Below are 20,968 nucleotides of genomic sequence, written 5' to 3'. Positions count from 1 at the left end.
TGTGAGCGATGCGTATAGCGCTCGGTCTCCAATATGATGGTAGTCCTTATGCTGGATGGCAAGTTCAGCACAATCAAAATACCGTACAAGCAGAACTAGAAAAAGCAATTACGGCTTTTATTGGTGAAGAGGTCAAAGGCTTTCCGGTACAAACCATTACTGCCGGTAGAACAGATGCTGGAGTTCATGCTCTCGGACAGGTAGTTCATTTTGATACTCAGGTTGAGCGTGAAGATTTTTCTTGGGTGAGAGGGGTGAATTCTTTTTTGCCCGGATCCATTGTGGTGAACTGGGCTAAGGTCGTCCCTGAAGAATTTAGTGCCCGCTTCTCTGCATTTGAGCGAACCTATATTTATGCATTGCATGCAGGCCCTTGCCGTTCACCCATGATCGATGCGCGTGCAGGTTATGTGATGTTGCCACCGAATCAATGGTTCGATCTAGATGCCATGAAAGAAGCAGCCCAATGTCTCATTGGTGAACATGACTTCACATCATTTAGATCTTCCGAGTGTCAAAGCAAGACCCCAGTCAAAAGGATGTATGCGATTGACATCATTTCTGCAGAACCTTGGTTGTATTTTGTGATTCGAGGCAATGCATTTTTGCATCACATGGTACGCAATCTGGTTGGTAGTTTTTTGCAAATAGGGCGGGGTAGGCAAAAGCCAGAATGGATGGCGCAACTATTGGCTGCAAAGGACCGCCACCTTGCTGCGCCTACCTTTATGCCGGATGGCCTGTATTTAAGCAAAATTGCTTATCCGCCGGAATTTGAGATTCCTGCCCCTTGGCTAAAAAACTCTTGGTTGCCAGATCAGGTCACCGGAAAATAGGCTCCCGAAAGCCTTATCATTGATCTATGGGCTTATTGACATACTCGCCGGGGCGAACCCGGGTCAAAATCTGTGGTTTAAAGACCTCAGCGGATATTGATGCCGCCGTTTCAGCTGGAGTCGATGCCGTTGGATTTGTCTTTTACCCTCCCAGTGTGCGAGCCGTAAGCCCTAATATTGCCGCCCAACTGATTTCAAGGCTCCCAGCGGGGGTAGACGCGGTTGGATTGGTAGTCAATGCTTCAGATGAGGAGTTTGCCGCTATCCGCGCTGCGGCTGCGATCACTTTATGGCAGTTTCATGGGGATGAGACCCCGCAAAGATGCGTGCAGTTGGCACAAGGCCAGCATTGGATAAAGGCGGCGCGTGTAGGAGCCCAGTTCGCTTTTGATGATTTTTCCCTACAATACAGGGATGCAAACGCTTTTCTGCTGGATGCTCTCGTTGAGGGTTATGGTGGCGGAGGCGTTCCTTTTGATTGGCAAGGAATTCCACAAACATGGGTAAGCGAAAACGCGCCTCGGGTCGTTTTGAGTGGTGGATTGAACACGCGCAACGTGGGCGAGGCAATTGCACGCCTGCATCCTTGCGCAGTTGACGTCTCTAGTGGCGTAGAAAGCAGCAGGGGTGTCAAAGATCCTGCGCTCATGGCTGAGTTTGTAAAAGCAGTGCGCGCAGCAGATGCGAAAGCATCATCCCAATAATTTGCTGTAAATAAATCAAAAGAGGTAGCTATGTACGACAAGCCAGATGCACGAGGACACTTCGGTCCTTACGGCGGTGTGTTTGTTTCTGAGACATTGATGTATGCATTAGATGAGCTCAAAGAAGCCTATGCAAAATATCAACATGATCCTGAGTTCATTGAAGAGTTCCACTACGAACTGAAACACTTTGTCGGTAGGCCTTCACCGGTCTATCATGCGAAGCGTTGGAGCGAAATGCTCGGCGGCGCACAGATCTATCTCAAGCGTGAAGACTTAAACCACACTGGTGCCCATAAGATTAATAATGTCATTGGTCAAGCGATGCTCGCCAAGCGCATGGGTAAGCCACGCATCATCGCCGAGACAGGAGCAGGGCAACACGGTGTTGCTACTGCCACGATCTGCGCGCGCTTTGGTCTGGACTGTACTGTGTATCAAGGTTCTGTAGATGTAGCACGTCAAGCACAAAATGTATTTCGGATGAAGTTACTAGGCGCCAAGGTAGTTCCCGTTGAGTCTGGAACCAAAACCTTAAAAGATGCACTGAATGAAGCGATGCGCGATTGGGTGACCAATGTAGATAACACTTTTTACATCATCGGTACCGTTGCAGGTCCGCATCCTTATCCGATGATGGTGCGTGATTTCCAAAGCGTGATTGGTGAAGAGTGCAAAGTACAAATGCCAGAGATGACTGGTCGTCAACCAGACTTTGTATTAGCTTGCATTGGCGGTGGCTCAAATGCTATGGGTATTTTCTATCCCTATATTGATTTTCCAGAAGTGAAATTGGTTGGTGTAGAGGCTGCAGGCCATGGTCTGGGTAGTGGTTTACATTCAGCAGCACTGTGTGTTGGTAAGCCAGGTGTATTGCACGGTAATCGCACTTACTTGCTTCAGGATGAGAATGGTCAGATCTCGGAAACGCATTCTGTTTCTGCTGGCATGGACTATCCAGGTGTTGGTCCTGAGCATGCTTGGTTGAAAGATTCTGGTCGTGCTGACTATGTGGCTATTACGGATGAAGAAGCACTCAAGGCTTTCCATGACTGTTGCCAAATTGAGGGCATCATTCCTGCGCTAGAGTCTTCCCATGCGATTGCTTATGCCTGCAAGCTTGCTAAGACTTTGCCAAAAGATAAAACCATCTTGGTCAATCTCTCAGGCCGTGGCGACAAGGACATGCACACGGTTGCACAAGCAACAGGATCAGAAGGTTAATTAAAAAATAGCATGTCAAAAATTACTGCACTCTTTAAAGAGTTAAAAGCAACTGGTAAAAAAGGCTTGATTCCGTTTATTACGGCTGGTGATCCCGATCCTGGAATGACGGTAGAACTCATGCACGCATTAGTGCGCGGTGGTTCCAGCGTCATTGAATTGGGTGTGCCATTCTCTGATCCAATGGCTGATGGCCCTGTCATTCAAAGATCATCTGAGCGTGCATTAACGCATGGCGTCACTTTGCATTCTTGTTTAGAGATGGTCAAAGAGTTCCGTAAAAAAGATGCGACTACTCCAGTGGTACTCATGGGCTATGCCAATCCTGTTGAGCAAATGGGTACAGAGCGTTTTGCAACCGAAGCTAAAGCAGCGGGTGTGGATGGTGTCTTGGTGGTGGATTACCCGCCAGAAGAGTGCGTTGACTTTGCAGCACGTATGCGCGTTGCGGGAATAGATCCCATTTTCCTATTGGCACCAACTTCATCACATGAACGTATTAAAGATGCTGCCAAGATCGCCTCTGGATACATTTACTATGTATCTATGCGCGGAGTAACTGGGGCCTCACATCTGAATACCCAAGATGTCGCTAGCATCATTCCTAAAATCCGCGAAGAGACTGATATTCCCATTGCGGTGGGCTTTGGAATTAGCGATGCTGCGAGCGCTAAGGCAGTATCTGCTAGCGCTGATGCGGTGGTCATTGGTAGTCGGATTATTCGTCTTTTGGAGGATGCGCCCCCAGGGCAGGCGGTACAATCACTGGAAACCTTCATTCGTGAGATTCGAGACGCATTGGATAGTCAAAACTAATGAGCTGGATAGATAAATTACTCCCTCCCCAAATTCAACATACTGATCCTGCGAATCGCAAATCAGTACCAGAGGGATTGTGGGTAAAGTGCCCTAGTTGCGAAACGGTTCTCTACAGCACGGATATCGAAGCCAATCTTTCGGTCTGTCCAAAATGTAGTCATCATATGCGTATCGGCGCACGTCAGCGTCTAGATAATTTACTCGATCCAAAAGGTCGTTACGAAATCGGTGCAGATATCTATCCAACTGATCCCCTGAAATTTAAAGATTCTAAAAAGTATCCAGATCGCATTAAAGAAGCAAATGACGCTTCTGGCGAAACGGAAGCTCTGATTGTGATGGGTGGAAAAATTGAAACCATTCCAGTAGTCGCAGCTTGTTTTGAATTCCAATACATGGGTGGCTCTATGGGCTCCGTGGTGGGTGAGCGTTTTGCACGCGGTGTGCAAGAAGCCATCAATAAAAAATGTGCCTTCATTTGCGTAACCGCTACTGGCGGCGCTCGTATGCAAGAGAGCTTGCTGTCCTTGTTTCAGATGGCGAAGACTAATTCGATGTTGACCTTGTTGTCTAAAAAAGGTTTGCCTTATATCAGCGTATTGACCGACCCAACCATGGGTGGCATCTCCGCTAGTTTTGCTTTTATGGGTGATGTGGTGATGGCGGAGCCAAAAGCCCTGATTGGTTTTGCTGGCCCGCGCGTGATTGAGCAAACCGTTCGGGAAAAATTGCCAGAAGGTTTCCAGCGCTCTGAGTTCTTAATGCAAAAAGGGGGCATCGACATGATTGTGGATCGCCGTCAAATGCGTGGTGAGATTGCGCGACTCTTAGCACTCTTGCAGAAACTTCCTGAGCCTGCGATCGCGGGTAGCGCAGCTGTCTAAGCGCTTGAGCACAGCACACCAAGCCCCAATTCTTTTTACCAGCCTCGAGGCTTGGCTGAGTCACCTCGAAACCGCTCATCCCCTTGGTATCGATATGGGTCTTGAGCGTATTAATCGTGTTAAAGCTGCACTAGACCTTCACTTTGATTGTCCAGTCATTACTGTCGGCGGTACGAACGGCAAAGGTTCTACCTGTGCCTATCTAGAAAGTATCCTGCTGGCTTCTGGCTATCGAGTGGGTTGTCACACTTCACCCCATTTACTCAGTTTTAATGAGCGGGCTCGCCTTAACGGCGAAGAAGTGAAAGATGCTCTTTTGTTAGAACACTTTGTAGCGGTCGAACAAGCCCGTGTGAGTCTGGTCGATGCACCAACGCTGACCTATTTTGAGTTCACCACTCTGGCGATCATGCATTTGTTTGCTAAAGCAAATTTAGATGCCGTGGTACTTGAGGTGGGCATGGGTGGTCGTTTAGATGCCGTCAATATTGTGGATGCAGATTGCGCCATCGTGACAAGTATTGATATTGATCATGCGGATTTTTTGGGTGATACACGTGAGGCAATTGCTTTGGAAAAAGCCGGGATCTTTCGACCTGGCCACATTGCTGTCTGCGGTGACCCCGTGCCGCCACAATCTTTAATTGATTATGCAGAAAAGTTGGGTTGTGATCTTTGGTTGCAGGGTCGGGACTATAACTTCCAGGGTGATAAACAGCAGTGGGGTTGGGCCGGCCGGAATAAACGCTTTAGTGGTCTTGGTTACCCAGCACTGCGCGGTGCCAATCAGATTCTGAATGCTTCTGCTGTGATTGCTGCCTTAATGGCTTTGCATCAACGTTTGCTAGTCAGCGCGCAGGATATTCGCAATGGTTTTGCCATGGTCGAGTTACCGGGTCGTTTTCAGGTTCTACCAGGTCAACCGACGGTGGTCTTGGATGTTGCTCATAACCCCCATGCTGCCGCTACTCTAGCTCAGGGCCTAGACAAAATGGGCTATCACCCTTATACCTATGCCATTTTTGGCGCTATGGCTGATAAAGATATCGAAGGCGTGATAAAGCCTTTGCTGGACATCGTGGATTTCTGGTTTTGTACGGATTTGCCAACCCCTCGGGCAGCGTTGGCAAAAACCTTAGCCCAGCAACTTGAGGCTCTGGGAGTAAAGCCAAAAAATGGGGCTGATGGCGGTATCGAAATCTTCGAAAATCCAGCTTCAGCGTATCAAAAAGCGCTATCTCAGGCTGGTGAGGGTGATAGAATTGTGACCTTCGGATCCTTCTATACTGTTGCAGGCGTAATGGCTTATCGAAACAACCAGGCGCATTGATCCATGATTCGTTTACCGAGCTTTTTTAAGCGAAAAACTCAGGCTGATGACCTTGAATTGGGTTCAGCAAGGCGTCGTTCTGCTCAGCGGACCGCTCCCCGTAGTTTCCAGCGGGCTCTTGAAGCTGAAGAGCTTGCCCTCACCGAAGATCCAGAACAACAAAGAGCGCGCCATCGATTGATTGGCGCGGCAGTATTGGTTCTGATTGCCGTTGTTGGTTTACCTCGCATTCTCGATAGTCGGCCAAAGTCTGCGCCTAACGATATTGCAGTCAATATCGTCACGAGTTTGCCAATCCCTGGTATAGAAGCAAAGCCGGAAGCCAGAACTGAAGAAAGAGTAAAAGTAGACGCCCTAGTGGAGTCTGCTAAAGAATCCACACCTGCTCCCGAAGTAAAGTCTGAAGCAAGGACAGAACCTAAGTCAGAAACAAAGCCTGCTCCTAGCAAGGCTTCTGGTCTAGGATTGGCAACAGGAGAAGAGGTAGTTTCTGCTTCTAATGCTAAAGCGAAGACGGATGATGCGACCAAAGACAATGTCAGTAGTGCTAATGGTGCGAGTGCGGCAAGTGGCTCTGGCAAGTTCATCATTCAGCTTGGCGCATTTGCATCTGAAGATCGCACTAAAGGTTGGGTGGCTAAACTGAAAGATCAAAAGATTCCAAACTACGTGTTTAATAAAACAGGTAGTGATGGGACTAAGCTCTATGTTTTGCGAGCTGGTCCATTCACAGATAAAGATTCTGCAGAAGCAGCAGAAAAGAAAACCAAGGCAATGGGTCTTTCACCAAGACTTGTTGAGACTGGTAAGCAGTAATGGAATACTTATCCACCTTAAAGCTAACATCGGTGGATTATTTCACCCTAGTGGTACTTTTGGTGTCTGCCCTAGTGGGTATCTCACGCGGATTATTTAAAGAAGTTCTGGCGCTTGCTTCTTGGTTCGTCGCTGCTTGGGTGGCTTATCACTACAGTAACTATCTTTCTACTGAATGGCTTTCAACCTTTCATCTAGACGAATTGCTCAGCCTTGGTTTGAGTTGGATCATTCTGTTTGTATTGACTTTGATTATCTGTGGATTGTTCGGTGGCTTAGTGCAAAAGATTATTTTGTCAGCAGGCTTAAGTTTGACGGACCGTTTTTTAGGCTTGGCGTTTGGTTTATTACGCGGTGGCTTGATTGTGGTGGTACTTGCCACCTTGGCGGCCTTGACTCCTATTCCACAGAGTGTGGCATGGAAAAACGCGCTTACCAGGCCGACCGTTGATATGGCTACTGGATTAATTAAAGGTTGGTTACCAGCCGATTGGGCAAAGCAATTGAGTAATACAATGCCTAAAATCACCCCAACCATTACTCCTACATTAACAATAGGAAATTAGAGATATGTGCGGCGTCGTCGGAACTGTTTCCCACTCCCCAGTCAACCAACTTCTCTATGATGCTTTGTTGCTCTTGCAGCATCGCGGACAAGATGCTGCCGGCATTGCGACGATGAACGGTAATTCGTTCACGATGCATAAAGCCAATGGCTTAGTACGAGACGTGTTTAGAACTCGCAATATGCGCAGCTTAGTGGGTAATGCTGGTATTGGCCAAGTACGTTATCCCACCGCTGGTTCAGCAAGTAGCGAAGAAGAAGCGCAACCGTTTTATGTCAGTGCCCCTTACGGCATTATTTTGGCTCACAACGGCAACCTCACCAATGCTCCAAGCTTACGTGTAGAGATGGCTTATCGAGATCGTCGTCACATTAACACCAGCTCAGATACCGAAGTATTGCTAAACGTCTTAGCAGATGAACTCCAAAAAGAAACAAATAGTGCTGCCTTGGATGAGGGCGCGATGTTTAATGCTGTCACCGGCGTAACAAGTCGCGTTAAGGGTTCATACGCCGTAGTCTCTTTGATTGCTGGCTATGGCTTGCTAGCATTCCGCGATCCATTTGGTATTCGTCCTCTTTGTATTGGGCGGATTGATACGCCGCAAGGCCCAGAATGGATGGTAGCCTCTGAATCCGTTGCACTGGAAGGTCTCGGATTTACCTTTGTGCGGGATGTTAATCCTGGTGAAGCCATCTATATTGATTTAGACGGCAACTTCTATGCGCGTCAATGTGTGCTGAATGCTGTTCTGACGCCTTGTATTTTTGAATACGTCTATATGGCTCGTCCAGACTCCACTATCGATGGAGTCACGGTCTATAACGTGCGTATGCGCATGGGTGATTACTTGGCAGAGAAGATTCGCAAAGAGACTAATGTCGATGAAATTGATGTAGTTATGCCGATTCCGGATTCTAGTCGTCCTGCAGCAATGCAAGTGGCTAAGAAATTAGGCGTGGATTATCGTGAAGGCTTCTTTAAGAATCGTTATATCGGTCGTACCTTCATCATGCCGGGACAGGCTGTGCGTAAAAAGTCTGTTCGTCAGAAACTCAATGCCATGCGGATTGAGTTTAAAGATAAGACTGTCTTGATCGTGGATGATTCTATTGTCCGTGGCACTACCTCATTTGAGATTGTGCAAATGGCACGCGAGTCTGGCGCTAAGAAAGTGATCTTTGCCTCTGCTGCACCTCCAGTGCGCTTCCCGAACGTCTACGGTATTGATATGCCAACGCGTAGCGAGTTAGTTGCCTATGGTCGCACTGATGAAGAAATTAACAAGATGATTGGCGCCGACCAACTTATCTATCAAAGCGTTGAAGATATGAAACAGGCGGTAAGGGATATCAATCCCAATCTTCATAATTTCGAAGCTTCTTGTTTTGACGGGCATTACATTACCGGCGACATTAATGAATCGTATTTGGATGCCTTGGAAGCGCAGCGTAATTCTTCTGCTGCACAGGCAGACCGTCAGCGTGATTCAAGCGACTTTGCTCGCTCCCAGCTCCACCTACATTTGGCTACCGAAGACTAAAAAGCGACAAGAATTGCCTCACTCGAGGCAATTCTGCAATTCGGTGTCAAAATAGCATTATGAAGAGTAAACCTACCCGCAAAAAACCTGATTTTTCCAAGCTAGCGCTCGAGACCTTAGCGGTCCGCGCTGGCACTCGTCGCACGGCTGAATATCAAGAGCATTCAGAGGCTATGTTTCTGACTTCCAGTTTCTGTTTTGATAGTGCTGAGTTAGCGGCTGATGGCTTTGCCCATGCGGACCAAGGTTTTATCTATTCACGCTTTACCAATCCAACTGTCAGTATGTTCCAAGATCGCTTGGCCGCTTTAGAAGGTGGTGAAGCTTGCATTGCAACTGCTTCTGGTATGTCTGCCATTTTGACGATGGCGATGGCGCATTTGCAAGCGGGCGATCATGTAGTTTGCTCACGTTCTGTCTTTGGTGCAACGATTCAGTTGTTCACTAACATCCTCAGTCGCTTTGGAATTACCACTACATATGTTGATTTGGCAGATACCAAGTCATGGCAAGCTGCTGTCCAGCCAAACACCAAACTGTTTTATCTTGAGACCCCATCAAATCCTTTGACTGAGATTGCCGATATCAAAGCGATTTCTAAGATTGCCAAGAAAGCAAAAGCCTTATTTGCGGTAGATAACTGTTTTTGCACACCAGCTCTCCAAAAGCCATTGGCTTTAGGTGCTGATGTCGTGATTCATTCAGCAACCAAGTATTTAGATGGTCAGGGTAGAGTGGTTGGCGGTGCGATTGTGGGCAGCAAAGATTTTGTTATGGGTAAGGTATTCCCATACGTTCGAACCGCAGGACCAACACTGTCTGCTTTTAATGCTTGGGTGTTTCTCAAAGGTCTGGAGACACTTGAGCTTCGTATGAAGCAGCAGAGCGAGAATGCCCTTGCATTAGCGCAATGGCTCGAGAAACAGCCTGGTGTTGAGCGCGTCTACCATCCAGGCCTTAAATCACATCCGCAACATGCTTTGGCAATGCGCCAACAAAAAACGGGTGGGGCTATTCTCTCCTTTGTTCTCAAGGGCGGAAAAAAAGCGGCTTTCAACCTAATCAATCAAACCAAGCTTTGCTCTATTACAGCTAACTTAGGCGATACCCGTACCACGATTACTCATCCAGCGACGACAACGCATTGCCGTGTAACGCCAGAGGCTCGCAAAGTTGCAGGAATTACAGATGGCTTAGTACGTATTGCAGTAGGCCTTGAGAATATCAACGATCTTAAAAGCGATCTTGTTGGCGGCTTGAAGAAGTAAGGCATTCGATTCTTATGAGCTTTGCTGACGCAACCCAGTTCTGGAATGAGCGCTTTGATAAAGAAGAGTTCATCTTTGGAAAAGAGCCGAATGAGTACCTTGTTGAAAAGGCAAATCAGTATCTCAAGACTGGTGACAAGGTGCTTTGTATTGCTGATGGCGAGGGTCGCAATGGTGTCTGGCTGGCAAAGCAAGGTATGCAGGTGGTTGGCTTTGATGCATCGGATATTGCGCTAGCTAAAGCAAAACAGTTTGCTAAAGATAATCAGGTAGAAGTTGAATATTCATTCTCCGATACTGATAGCTTTATATGGCATGCTAATACTTATGATGCTGTCATCGGAATCTTTATTCAGTTTGCTGATCCGGCAATGCGTAAGCGGATCTTTCAAAAGACTTACGAGACTCTGAAGCCAGGTAGCCTCTTTATTCTGCAGGGTTACACACCTAAGCAGTTGGAATATAAAACGGGTGGCCCATCATTGATAGAACATCTCTATACAGAAGAGCTGATTCGCGATTTAGCTCAAGACTTTAATATCCTGGAGCTTCATTCTTACGAAAAAGCATTATCAGAAGGTCCAAGACATACTGGTATGTCTGCCATACTCGGTTTGGTGGCTCAGAAGCCCATTTAGTAATGACTAATTACTGAAGCGCCTTGGGTCGTTGATTGGGCGCAGTGGCATGATGTGAATCTTGCCTCCATCAATTTCAATATAAGACTTATTGCCAGCCTCCAAAGATAAGCGTTTTACCTCAGCAGCAGATGCTTCCCAAGTAATGACATGATTACCTGCGAGTGTGCGTAGTTGAATGACGGCAATCTGACCTAATGAACTGATATGTTCCACTTCGGCTTCAATTGCTGTTTTACTGGGTGTTGCATCAAGGCTGATGCCATCTGAAGGGATGACCCAAGCAACGGGAGTATGCGGGGGGATCTTGCCTTTATCAACCACATTAAATATCTGATTACATCCACTCCAAGTCAGTTTGCCTTCAGTAAATACGCCTTCAAACTTATTATTGATGCCTACTAGCTCTGCAACGCGAGAATTTCTAGGTCTTTCAAAAAGAACCTGGGGTGAAGCAGTCTGCAGTCCAACACCTTGGTCGATGACAGTAATACGATCTGCTAATAAATCGGCTTCGCGAAGATCATGAGTCACCAACAGAATCGGAATATTTAAATCTTTACGCAGTTCAGCTAAGGTTTTATAGAGACCTTGGCGTGTTGGCGCATCTACCGCAGAAAAAGGTTCATCCAATAATAAGATCTTGGGTGATCTTGCCAAGGCTCTTGCTAATGCCACCCGTTGTTGCTGACCGCCAGAGAGTTGATTGGGCATGCGAATGGCTAAATCACCAATACCCATGCGGTTCAGCCATCGTTGTGCTTGTGCTTTACGCTCCGTAAGATCAGCCACCGAGTTATATAGTGGTATGCAGACATTCTCGAGCGCAGATAAATGTGGAAAGAGGGCGTACTGCTGGAATAAGAATCCGCAAGAGCGTTGGGCAGGGCTGAGTGAGGTAGTAATGCCCTTCACTTCATTGGCTTCAAACCAGATTTCGCCGCCACATTCGATTTTTCCCGTTTCAGCATTATTAAGGCCAGCAATAGTTCTTAAGGCGGTTGTCTTGCCGCTACCCGATGGTCCGACCAAGGCATGGAGTTCTCCGGGGACGCATTCGAGACTGAGTTGCAAAGGGTTAGGCGTGGTCTGAGAGAGCTTAATTTTGAACATCAGCTTCTCCACTCTTTAGTAGGCGAGGGGTGACGACCAAACACGCCATATGAAATGGCAATGGCAATTAGCGAAGTGGCTAGCAAGATGAATGAGAGTGCGCTAGCGCCAACGGTATCGAAACTTTGGACTTTGTCGTAAATGGCAATCGAAACAGTTTTAGTTTCTCCTGGAATGGCGCCACCGACCATCAGAATGACACCGAATTCACCAAGGGTATGGGCAAAAGTCAGAACAGCTGCACTGGTAATGCCGCGCCAAGCTAAAGGTAATTCAATGAGGCGAAAGATTTGCCACTGAGAGAGACCGCTCACTTGAGCTGCTTCCCGAATTTCTGGATTAATTGCCTCAAACGCGCGCTGGATTGGTTGAATGGCAAAAGGCAAGTTAACAATCAGTGAGGCAATCAAAATTCCAGTGAATGAAAACACCAGAGGAATACCCAAGATACTTTTGCCACCCAGGCCAACTAGAAGGTAGTAGCCTAAAACGGTTGGCGGCAGAACCAGAGGAAGAGCTAGAGCGGCCTCAATCCATGACCTGGCCTTGCCCATACTTTGCAGATGATGTGCTACCCAAACTCCAAAAGGAAGAATGAGGACCAAAGTCCAAATAGCTAGCTTTAATGAGAGGATGAGAGCTTCCATGTCCATCGCTGGATTGTATCGTCAGACGCTCTTAGGGTATCTCACTATATAAATAGGGTGGATATAAGCGTTAAATATGCTTTTATACGCATATATTCATATTAATAGACCGCATGAAAGCCAGAGCTCAAAAAGCGACAAAGAACCTAACTCCAAAGCAAATGGAGGCGGTATTTTTAAAGGTAGCCGCTTATTTCAACGTGCTATCAGAGCCTTCTCGCCTGCGGATCATGTATGCAGTTTGTAGCGGGGAAAAATCGGTCTCTGAAGTGATCGAATTGTGCGGTTCAAGTCAGGCCAATGTTTCAAGACATCTTTTGTCATTACACAAAGCAGGCATTTTGCTCCGGCGTAAAGAAGGCGTAACCGTCTATTACTCAATAGCAGATAACGCAACCGTAGATATGTGCCAATCAGTGTGTGCCAAGATTGCTGAAGGTATTCATTAATGACAGAAAAAGATGCTATATCAAACAAGCAAATTGAACTGCGTCCTGAAGATATCTCTGCAGTGGAGAAGTCTGCCCATCGAGCTCGTTTAGTCAAAGCGCCAGAACACTTTGTCTCTCAGGACTTAATTGCTGATATCAATGCCAATGGTATTGATGAAACCCGTCGTGGCTTTTTACGCAAAGGCTTTCTATCGGCTGTCGGTGGGGCAGCAGCAGGCTTGACCGCACCAATGGCTTTTGCAGTCGGCGAAGGTGATCCTGCCATTTTGGAAAAGCAAGAGTGGCAAACCACCTTGGGAAAAAATGTCGCCACCATGCCTTACGGTGTGCCTTCAATCTATGAAGCTAATTTAATACGACGTGAGTCACCTGGTTTGACGCGAGTAGCAGCTTCCTCAGTAGCATTTACTCCGCTGCAAGGTTTGTTTGGAACCATTACTCCCAATGGTTTGCACTTTGAGCGCCATCACCAGGGTTGGTACAACCTGAATCCAGAAACCCATCGCTTGATGGTGAATGGCATGGTCAAAAATGCGCGCGTGTTCACCATGAATGATTTAATGAGACTGCCATCAGTCTCCCGTACCCACTTTATTGAGTGCGGCGCTAATACCGGCCTTGAGTGGGGCAACGTCGCTGTGCCAACAGTGCAGTACACCCATGGCATGCTTTCTTGTTGCGAATTTACGGGTGTGCCACTCAAGGTATTGCTTGAGGAATGTGGGGCAGATCTGAAAAAAGGAAAGTTCCTGCTTGCTGAGGGAGGTGACGGATCTGGCATGACTCGCACGATTAATCTAGAGAGCTGTTTGGAAGATACGATCGTAGCCTGGAGCATGAATGGCGAAATGTTGCGCCCAGAAAATGGCTTCCCATTGCGTCTAGTGGTACCGGGTGTGCAGGGCGTTAGCTGGGTGAAGTGGTTACGCCGTTTAGAAGTAGGGGACATGCCCTGGAATACCAAAGATGAAGCGGTTCACTATATTGAATTGATGCCAAATGGTATGCATCGCCAATATGCCTCAATTCAGGAATGCAAGTCTGTGATTACCACTCCATCTGGCGGTCAGCAGTTACTCGACAAAGGTTTTTACAACATCAGCGGTATGGCTTGGTCCGGACGAGGAAAAATTAAACGCGTTGATGTGTCATTTGATGGCGGTAATAACTGGCGTACCGCACGCCTAGAAACACCAGTCCTCACAAAATCTATTACCCGCTTCAATATCGACTGGGTTTGGGATGGATCGCCCGCAATCTTGCAATCTAGAGCGGTGGATGATACTGGCTATATTCAGCCTTCGATAAAAGTACTGCGTGATTTACGTGGTAATCGCTCGATTTATCACAACAATGCAATTCAGTCCTGGAAATTAGACTCCAATGGCGAGGTGAGCAATGTCCAAGTTGGATAAATTATTTGCTCGTCTAGCGCTATTAGCCCTTGCGGTATTTTCTTCTCAGCTTGCCTATGCGCAAAGTTCACAAGGCGCTACTCAGTATTCAGGCATCGGCCGTAATGCCACACCGGCAGAAGTGATTGCATGGGATATTGATGTTCGTTCTGACTTTAAGGGTTTGCCGAAGGGATCTGGCTCTGTAGAACAAGGGCAGGCAATTTGGGAATCTAAATGTGCTAGCTGTCATGGCGTCTTCGGGGAATCTAATGAGATCTTCACCCCAATCGCTGGCGGAACGACAGTAGATGACATCAAAACTGGCAGGGTTGCGTCCTTGTCGGATCGTAAGCAACCACAGCGTACTACCTTGATGAAAGTTCCCACCGTTTCTACTTTGTGGGATTACATCTATCGCGCCATGCCTTGGAATGCACCCAGATCTTTAACGCCGGATGAAACCTATGCTCTTGTTGCATTTATTTTGAGCTTGGGTGAAATTGTTCCGGATGATTTCGTCTTGAGTAATGCCAATATCGCTGAAGTGCAGAAAAAGATGCCGAACCGAAATGGCATGACTCGAAATCACGGCTTTTGGAGCGTCAATGGTAAGCCAGATGTGAATGGTTCTTCATGTATGAGCAATTGCATCAAGTTTGTGCAAATCGGGTCTACGCTCCCTGACTTTGCCAGAAATGCCCATGGCAACATTGCAGAGCAAAATCGCCTCTATGGTCCATACCGAGGTGCAGACACAACCAAGCCGTCAATGGACAAGTTACCCGGTTCTGCGGGTGAGGGCTTGGCCCATGCCGCTGATACCCATGCTGCATCTACAAAAGGGCCAGCAGCATTATTTAAGAATGAAAACTGCTCTGCTTGCCATGCGCCAAACGCGAAGTTAGTAGGTCCATCGATTGCCGATATTGCAGCAAAATATAAAGACCAGAACGGGGCTCAGGAGAAGCTAATGGCTAAAGTCAAAAATGGCGGTTCAGGCGTGTGGGGAGCAATTCCGATGCCGCCACAGCCTCAGTTATCCAATGAAGACAGGGCAATACTTGTGCGCTGGGTACTTACGGGACAATAGTTTTGCAGAGGGTTTTTTGAAATACCGCTATATTTGATACTAAGAGTAGATTATTTAAGGAGTTTTTATGAATCAGCAGCGACGCAGTTTATTGAAATATTCAGCTGTTTTTGGCTTGATGGCTTCTGCGGGTCTTATTAGCGTAGCCCAAGCGCAAGAGTGGAATAAAGCCGCTTTTGAAGGCAAGAGCTTAGATGATGTATTCAAAATCTTAGGCGCAGGTAGCCCAGATAAATCTGCTGCCGTCACTTTGAATGCTCCTGATATTGCAGAAAATGGCGCAGTAGTTCCCGTTGGCATTACAACTACTCTCAAGGCAGAGCAAATGGCTATCTTGGTTGAAAAAAACCCAAGCTCCTTGGCTGCACAATTCTTCATTCCTGCTGGTACTGAGCCGTTTGTAACTACTCGTATCAAAATGGGTCAAACCTCCAATGTTTATGCTTTGGTAAAAGCGGATGGCAAGTGGAGCATGGCCGTTAAGGAAGTGAAAGTCACATTAGGTGGTTGCGGCGGTTAATTGCCGCGCTTAATTACTCTAAACCCCAATCAATACTATTAACGAATCACTAGATACAAGAGGAAAACATGGCTGATCCAATGCGCGTTAGAGCTGCTGAGAACGGTGGAATTGTGGATGTAAAAATTTTGATGAAGCACGATATGGAATCTGGTCAGCGTAAAGATGCTGCCGGTAAAACGATTCCTGCATGGTTCATTAGCACAATCAATGTCAAGGCAAATGGTAAAGATGTATTGAATGGTCAATTTGGTCCAGCAGTTTCTAAGGATCCATTTTTGAACTTCAAATACAAAGGCGCCAAAGGCGACAAGATTGTGGTGAGTTGGGTCGATAGCAAAGGTGACAAGCGCACCGATGAAGCAACTGCTTCTTAATGCCAAACATCTTTGCCACCTTTATAGTTTTGAAAGGGTAATAAATGCAGCGTAAATTCACCTTAGGCTTAGCCTCAGGAGTATTGGCAACAATCTTGTCAATTTCATCTTCGTCGTATGCGCAAAATGCAACAGACGATATTGCAAAGTATCGCGAGATGATTGCAGATGGAAATCCTTCCGAGCTGTATGAAGCTGCGGGTGAAGAGTTATGGAAAAAACCAGCCGGTCCTAAAAACGCCACACTTGAGAAGTGTGATTTAGGTCTAGGGCCTGGAGTTGTGAAAGGTGCAGCAGCACAACTGCCACGCTACTTCAAAGATACTAATAAAGTTCAAGATCTTGAGTCACGCTTGATGACGTGTATGCAAAAGCTACAGGGTCGTGACCTGCAAGAAATAGTTGATGCCCCCTTTCAAAAGGGGCCTAAGAAGGATATGGAGGCGATTGTGGCTTACGTAGTCACTTTATCTAAGGGTGACAAGATTAAAGTGAGCACGAATCATCCTAAAGAAAAAGAAATGTATGAGCTTGGGAAGCGTGCATTCTATTTCCAAGGTGGTCCCATGGATTTTTCCTGCGCGTCTTGTCACGGTGAGGATGGTAAGCGGATTCGCTTGCAAGACCTGCCTAACATCACTACACAAAAGGGTGCTGCTTTGGGTTGGGGATATTGGCCAGCTTATCGTGTCTCAAGCGGACAGTTTTGGACCATGCAGCAGCGTTTGAACGATTGCTATCGTCAGCAGCGTTTCCCATTCCCGATTTATGGCTCTGATTTGACTGTAGCTTTGTCGATGTATATGGCAAAGAACGCCAATGGTGGAACAGTTGAAACTCCTGGTTTGAAGCGTTAATGGATAAGGGACAGAGAATATGAATATGAAGAACATCAAATCCCTCTTAGCTATTACTACTTTTGCAGTAGCAGCATTCAGCATGCAAGACTTTGCAATCGCTCAGCAAGCGAATGATCCTAAATTCAATAAGATGATGAAGGATGGCTTTAGAGCAGATGGTATCGCTGGCTTGGATCGCATTGATCAAGATGCAACCCAAAAGTTCTGTTCTGATCCTGTTTTCTCGACCAGCAAGCAAGGCGAAAAAATGCGCGAGAAGATTCAGAAGATGAATATGGATTCAATCAAGCAGCCTTCTGACGGTAAATATATTGGCGATTGGAAGAAGGGTGAAGCGATTGCACAGAGCGGTCGCGGTGCAACCTGGACTGACAAAGCAGATACCCCAGTCGGCGGTGGTTGTTATAACTGTCACCAGATCGATAAGAAAGAGATTTCTTATGGAACGATTGGACCCACTCTCTGGAACTACGGCAAGCTCCGTGGCTACTCACCTGAAGTGGTGACCTATACCTGGAATCGCATCAATAACTCTAAGGCCTATAACGCATGCAGCAATATGCCGCGTTTCGCCCACTTCAAGCTCTTAAATGAGCAGCAAATTCAGGATGTGATGGCTTTACTGCTGGATCCTGCCTCTCCAGTCAATCAGTAAGTCAATAGAAAAAATAAAGAACAGGCCGACAGGCCTGTTTTTGCAAGGGGAACTTTATGTCTTTAAGTCGTCGCGATTTTTTGCAAGCTTTGGCGATTGCATCTGCTGGTGGGATGAGTTTGCAATCCAATTTTGTGAATGCACAAACCGCTGCCCAAAAATTTTACGATCTACCTAAATTTGGTAATGTCCATTTTCTGCATTTCACAGATTGCCATGCGCAGTTGTTGCCAGTCTATTTCCGTGAACCCAATGTGAATCTTGGTATTGGCACTCAAGAAGGCAAGACTCCACATTTAGTTGGGGAATACTTCTTAAAAGCGAATGGTATTGCCCCAGGTACTCGTGATGCTTATGCGTTCACCTATTTAGATTATGTGGCTGCTGCGCAAAACTACGGCAAGATGGGTGGCTTTGCTCATATGGCTAGCTTGATCAAACAAATGAAAGCAAGTCGCCCAGGAGCGCTACTGCTCGATGGTGGGGATACTTGGCAAGGCTCTGGCACTGCACTTTGGACGAATGGTCAGGATATGGTGGATGCTGCTCTTGCCTTGGGTGTTGATGTGATGACGCCGCATTGGGAGATGACCTTAGGTGAGAAGCGTGTGATGGAAATTGTCAATGGTGACTTCAAAGGTAAGGTCTCTTTCATTGCACAAAACATCAAGACAGCGGACTTCGGCGACATAGTATTTAATCCCTATGTCATGAAAGTACAGAATGGAATACAAGTTGCCATCATTGGCCAAGCGTTCCCATATACACCAATTGCGAACCCTCGCTACTTTACTCCTGATTGGACCTTTGGTATTCAAGAAGAGAATATGCAAAAGACGATTGATGAAGTGAGATCAAAAGGCGCCAAGGTTGTGGTTCTTCTATCCCATAATGGTATGGATGTGGATCTGAAGATGGCATCCCGGGTGCGGGGCTTAGATGCCATTTTAGGTGGTCATACCCATGATGGCGTTCCTATTCCAGTCATGGTGAAGAATGCTGGCGGCATCACTCTAGTGACTAACGCTGGCTCAAATAGCAAATTCTTGGGTGTCTTAGATTTTGATGTGAAGGGTGGCAAGCCAGTTGATTTCCGTTACAAGCTGCTGCCTATCTTCTCCAATATGATTCCAGCTGATCCAGCCATGAATAAGTTAATCGCTAAAGTGAGAGCTCCATACGAAGCGAAGTTAGGTGAAAAGTTAGCCACCACTGAAGGTCTTTTGTATCGTCGCGGTAATTTCAACGGTAGCTTTGACCAGCTAATTTTGGATGGCCTCATGGCGCAGAAGAATGCAGAGATTGCTTTCTCACCAGGCTTCCGTTGGGGTACCAGTCTGTTGCCAGGCCAGCCGATCACCCGCGAGAACTTGCTTGATCAAACAGCCATTACTTATCCATACACTACTGTCACTAATATGACTGGTGAGACTATAAAAACCATTCTCGAAGATGTTGCGGATAATTTATTTAATCCTGACCCGTATTACCAACAAGGTGGCGATATGGTGCGGGTTGGCGGCATGCAATACACGATTGATCCTGCTCAAAGTGCAGGTAAGCGTATTACCGATATGCGTCTTCATGGCAAACCCATCGAAGCTAATAAGACCTACAAAGTTGCTGGTTGGGCGCCGGTAAGCGAAGAAGCAAAAAATACTGGTGGCGAACCAATTTGGGATGTCATGGAACGTCATTTACGTGACGTGAAAGTTGTCAAAGCAGTGAAGCTCAATGAACCTGTCATTAAGGGTGTTTCGAATAACCCCGGTATGGCTCCAATCTAATTAACTTCATCGAATAGTCATATGAAAAAACTACTTTCCTTTCTTACTGCTCTGGTCCTTGCTTTAGGGTTTTGCTCCACTGCCTTAGCTCAACCTATGGGCAATACTAAAGTGGTGTATCACATTGATGACGCTGAGACTCAAGGTCTAAAAGGTCTGCGCAACATTCGTAACCATTTGGATACTTCCCCCAATACCATCATCATCGTTGTGACTCATGCCAATGGCGTTGACTTGTTGATGGAAGGTGCCAAAGATAAAAAGAATGGCACAGAATATGCCCCATTGGTTGGTGCATTGAAATCTCGCGGTGTGAAATTTGAAGTTTGTGAAATTACCCTGAAAAATCGTGACCTGAAGAAAGATCAATTTACTTTGGATGCCGATTTCACACCATCCGGTGTCGTGCGGGTTGCAGATCTTCAATATAAAGATGGCTTTGCCTACATCAAGCCTTAAGCATCATGAATAGCTTCAATAGCTATATTCGGTTTGTAAGTCATTTGATAGGGATCCTAATAGGATCTCTCGTCTTTAGTAGTGTCGCTTATGCACAAGCAACTAAGCCTGTTGATGCAATCCAACTGAAGCCGGTGCAAGTGGCTCCCCATACTTATTTTGTGCAGGGTTTTGCGGAAATGGGCAGTAGTGCCAATCAGAACTTTATTTCTAATGCGGGCTTTGTGGTCACGCCAGGCGGTGTAGTAGTGATGGATACATTGGGCTCGCCGATCTTGGCGCAAAAGCTCATTGCTGAGATTAGGAAAGTGACCAAGCAAAAAGTGGTGGTAGTGATTGTGAGTCACTACCATGCCGACCATATTTATGGCTTGCAAGAATTTAAAAAGATTGGCGCCAAGATCTATGCCCAAGGTGAGGGCAGAAACTATCTTTCTTCTGAGACAGCGAAGCAGCGTTTGATTGCCTCCAGGATTGACTTTGCACCTTGGGTGAATGCAAATACTCAGTTGATATCGGCAGATGTTTGGATTGATAAAAAATCTAAATTGAACATTGGTGGGGTGGAATTCTTGATTAGTCGAGTCGGTCCGGCGCATGCCCCAGAGGATTTGATGGTGTATGTTCCCTCAGAAAAAGTCCTCTTTACTGGCGATCTCGTCTTTCGGGGCCGTATTCCATTTGTGGGCAATGCCGATAGCAAAGGTTGGTTAATTGCCTTAGATGAGATTGCTAAACTCAATCCCAATGTTGTGATTCCAGGCCATGGCGGCTTTTCAGTTAAGCCCAAGGAAGACATTGCTTTTACAAAAAACTATTTGAAGTATCTGCGGGACTCAATGGCTAAGGCCGCTATCAATATGGATCCTTTTGAGGAGGCGTATCAACAGACGGATTGGTCAGAATATGAAGGAATGCCCTTATATAGAGCTGCCAACCGCATGAATGCCTATAACGTTTATCTGTCGATCCAGGCGGAGTAG

23 protein-coding genes are annotated in these 20,968 nt (G+C 46.6%); 21 read left to right on the top strand and 2 right to left on the bottom strand.

Annotation, left to right across the window (positions count from 1 at the left end):
- Positions 1-8 precede the first annotated feature (8 nt).
- The 11 genes from truA to AOC29_RS06160 are packed head-to-tail and all read left to right on the top strand — an operon-like array spanning position 9 to position 10,628.
- Complete coding sequence (truA, locus tag AOC29_RS06210; RefSeq protein ID WP_215294811.1) at positions 9-836, top strand: tRNA pseudouridine(38-40) synthase TruA; 828 nt, start codon at positions 9-11, stop codon at positions 834-836.
- 26 nt (positions 837-862) lie between these two features.
- Entirely contained in the window at positions 863-1,540 is a 678-nt protein-coding gene (locus tag AOC29_RS06205; RefSeq protein ID WP_215294809.1) for a phosphoribosylanthranilate isomerase, read from the top strand.
- A 30-nt stretch (positions 1,541-1,570) separates the two neighbouring features.
- Positions 1,571-2,764 carry a tryptophan synthase subunit beta gene (gene trpB / locus AOC29_RS06200; RefSeq protein WP_215294807.1) on the top strand — a complete coding sequence of 398 codons (1,194 nt, stop codon included), beginning with the start codon at positions 1,571-1,573 and terminating at the stop codon, positions 2,762-2,764.
- Between the two features lie 12 nt (positions 2,765-2,776).
- Positions 2,777-3,580, top strand: a complete 804-nt coding sequence (trpA, locus tag AOC29_RS06195) for a tryptophan synthase subunit alpha (RefSeq protein ID WP_215294805.1) — start codon at positions 2,777-2,779, stop codon at positions 3,578-3,580.
- Entirely contained in the window at positions 3,580-4,467 is an 888-nt protein-coding gene (gene accD / locus AOC29_RS06190; protein WP_215294804.1) for an acetyl-CoA carboxylase, carboxyltransferase subunit beta, read from the top strand. Before trpA ends, accD begins: the two co-directional genes overlap by 1 nt.
- A gap of 4 nt (positions 4,468-4,471) precedes the next feature.
- Complete coding sequence (gene folC, locus AOC29_RS06185; RefSeq protein WP_215294802.1) at positions 4,472-5,797, top strand: bifunctional tetrahydrofolate synthase/dihydrofolate synthase; 1,326 nt, start codon at positions 4,472-4,474, stop codon at positions 5,795-5,797.
- A gap of 3 nt (positions 5,798-5,800) precedes the next feature.
- Positions 5,801-6,613, top strand: coding sequence for an SPOR domain-containing protein (locus tag AOC29_RS06180; protein ID WP_215294800.1), 813 nt, complete (start codon positions 5,801-5,803; stop codon positions 6,611-6,613).
- Positions 6,613-7,179 carry a CvpA family protein gene (locus AOC29_RS06175; RefSeq protein ID WP_215294798.1) on the top strand — a complete coding sequence of 189 codons (567 nt, stop codon included), beginning with the start codon at positions 6,613-6,615 and terminating at the stop codon, positions 7,177-7,179. The genes AOC29_RS06180 and AOC29_RS06175 overlap by 1 nt, the downstream gene beginning before the upstream one ends.
- A gap of 4 nt (positions 7,180-7,183) precedes the next feature.
- On the top strand, positions 7,184-8,722 hold the full coding sequence (purF, locus tag AOC29_RS06170; protein ID WP_215294796.1) for an amidophosphoribosyltransferase: 1,539 nt from the start codon (positions 7,184-7,186) through the stop codon (positions 8,720-8,722).
- Between the two features lie 59 nt (positions 8,723-8,781).
- Complete coding sequence (locus AOC29_RS06165; RefSeq protein ID WP_215294795.1) at positions 8,782-9,990, top strand: O-succinylhomoserine sulfhydrylase; 1,209 nt, start codon at positions 8,782-8,784, stop codon at positions 9,988-9,990.
- Positions 9,991-10,004: 14 nt separating this feature from the next.
- Complete coding sequence (locus AOC29_RS06160; RefSeq protein ID WP_215294793.1) at positions 10,005-10,628, top strand: bifunctional 2-polyprenyl-6-hydroxyphenol methylase/3-demethylubiquinol 3-O-methyltransferase UbiG; 624 nt, start codon at positions 10,005-10,007, stop codon at positions 10,626-10,628.
- 6 nt (positions 10,629-10,634) lie between these two features.
- Here AOC29_RS06160 and AOC29_RS06155 read toward each other — a convergent pair whose 3' ends face one another.
- Positions 10,635-11,741: an ABC transporter ATP-binding protein gene (locus AOC29_RS06155; RefSeq protein WP_215294791.1), complete on the bottom strand. Its 1,107-nt coding sequence runs from the start codon at positions 11,739-11,741 to the stop codon at positions 10,635-10,637.
- On the bottom strand, positions 11,741-12,394 hold the full coding sequence (gene modB / locus AOC29_RS06150) for a molybdate ABC transporter permease subunit (RefSeq protein ID WP_215294789.1): 654 nt from the start codon (positions 12,392-12,394) through the stop codon (positions 11,741-11,743). Before modB ends, AOC29_RS06155 begins: the two co-directional genes overlap by 1 nt.
- 107 nt (positions 12,395-12,501) lie before the next feature.
- On the opposite strand from modB, the gene AOC29_RS06145 reads away from it, so the two are divergent.
- From AOC29_RS06145 to AOC29_RS06100, 10 genes are all read left to right on the top strand, one after another.
- The gene (locus AOC29_RS06145) at positions 12,502-12,837 is read left to right on the top strand and encodes a metalloregulator ArsR/SmtB family transcription factor (protein ID WP_215294787.1); all 336 of its coding nucleotides are present in this window, start codon (positions 12,502-12,504) and stop codon (positions 12,835-12,837) included.
- Between the two features lie 62 nt (positions 12,838-12,899).
- Positions 12,900-14,255, top strand: coding sequence for a sulfite dehydrogenase (gene soxC, locus AOC29_RS06140; protein WP_371819556.1), 1,356 nt, complete (start codon positions 12,900-12,902; stop codon positions 14,253-14,255).
- Positions 14,239-15,327, top strand: coding sequence for a c-type cytochrome (locus tag AOC29_RS06135; protein ID WP_215294783.1), 1,089 nt, complete (start codon positions 14,239-14,241; stop codon positions 15,325-15,327). The genes soxC and AOC29_RS06135 overlap by 17 nt, the downstream gene beginning before the upstream one ends.
- A 67-nt stretch (positions 15,328-15,394) precedes the next feature.
- Positions 15,395-15,847: a thiosulfate oxidation carrier protein SoxY gene (soxY, locus tag AOC29_RS06130; RefSeq protein WP_215294781.1), complete on the top strand. Its 453-nt coding sequence runs from the start codon at positions 15,395-15,397 to the stop codon at positions 15,845-15,847.
- Positions 15,848-15,915: 68 nt separating this feature from the next.
- Complete coding sequence (gene soxZ / locus AOC29_RS06125; protein WP_087909856.1) at positions 15,916-16,224, top strand: thiosulfate oxidation carrier complex protein SoxZ; 309 nt, start codon at positions 15,916-15,918, stop codon at positions 16,222-16,224.
- A 44-nt stretch (positions 16,225-16,268) separates the two neighbouring features.
- On the top strand, positions 16,269-17,081 hold the full coding sequence (gene soxA, locus AOC29_RS06120; protein WP_215294779.1) for a sulfur oxidation c-type cytochrome SoxA: 813 nt from the start codon (positions 16,269-16,271) through the stop codon (positions 17,079-17,081).
- A gap of 19 nt (positions 17,082-17,100) precedes the next feature.
- A complete protein-coding gene (gene soxX / locus AOC29_RS06115; RefSeq protein ID WP_215294777.1) occupies positions 17,101-17,739 on the top strand; it encodes a sulfur oxidation c-type cytochrome SoxX in 639 nt (212 codons plus the stop codon).
- 56 nt (positions 17,740-17,795) lie between these two features.
- Positions 17,796-19,526 carry a thiosulfohydrolase SoxB gene (gene soxB / locus AOC29_RS06110; RefSeq protein ID WP_215294775.1) on the top strand — a complete coding sequence of 577 codons (1,731 nt, stop codon included), beginning with the start codon at positions 17,796-17,798 and terminating at the stop codon, positions 19,524-19,526.
- A gap of 21 nt (positions 19,527-19,547) precedes the next feature.
- On the top strand, positions 19,548-19,985 hold the full coding sequence (locus AOC29_RS06105) for a DsrE family protein (RefSeq protein WP_215294773.1): 438 nt from the start codon (positions 19,548-19,550) through the stop codon (positions 19,983-19,985).
- A gap of 5 nt (positions 19,986-19,990) precedes the next feature.
- Entirely contained in the window at positions 19,991-20,968 is a 978-nt protein-coding gene (locus tag AOC29_RS06100) for an MBL fold metallo-hydrolase (protein ID WP_215294771.1), read from the top strand.

The organism is Polynucleobacter sp. JS-JIR-5-A7 (genome assembly GCF_018687935.1).
Classification (GTDB): Bacteria; Pseudomonadota; Gammaproteobacteria; order Burkholderiales; family Burkholderiaceae; genus Polynucleobacter.
The sequence above is the reverse complement of the archived record's forward strand: the minus strand, read 5'-3'. Positions and strand labels throughout refer to the sequence as shown.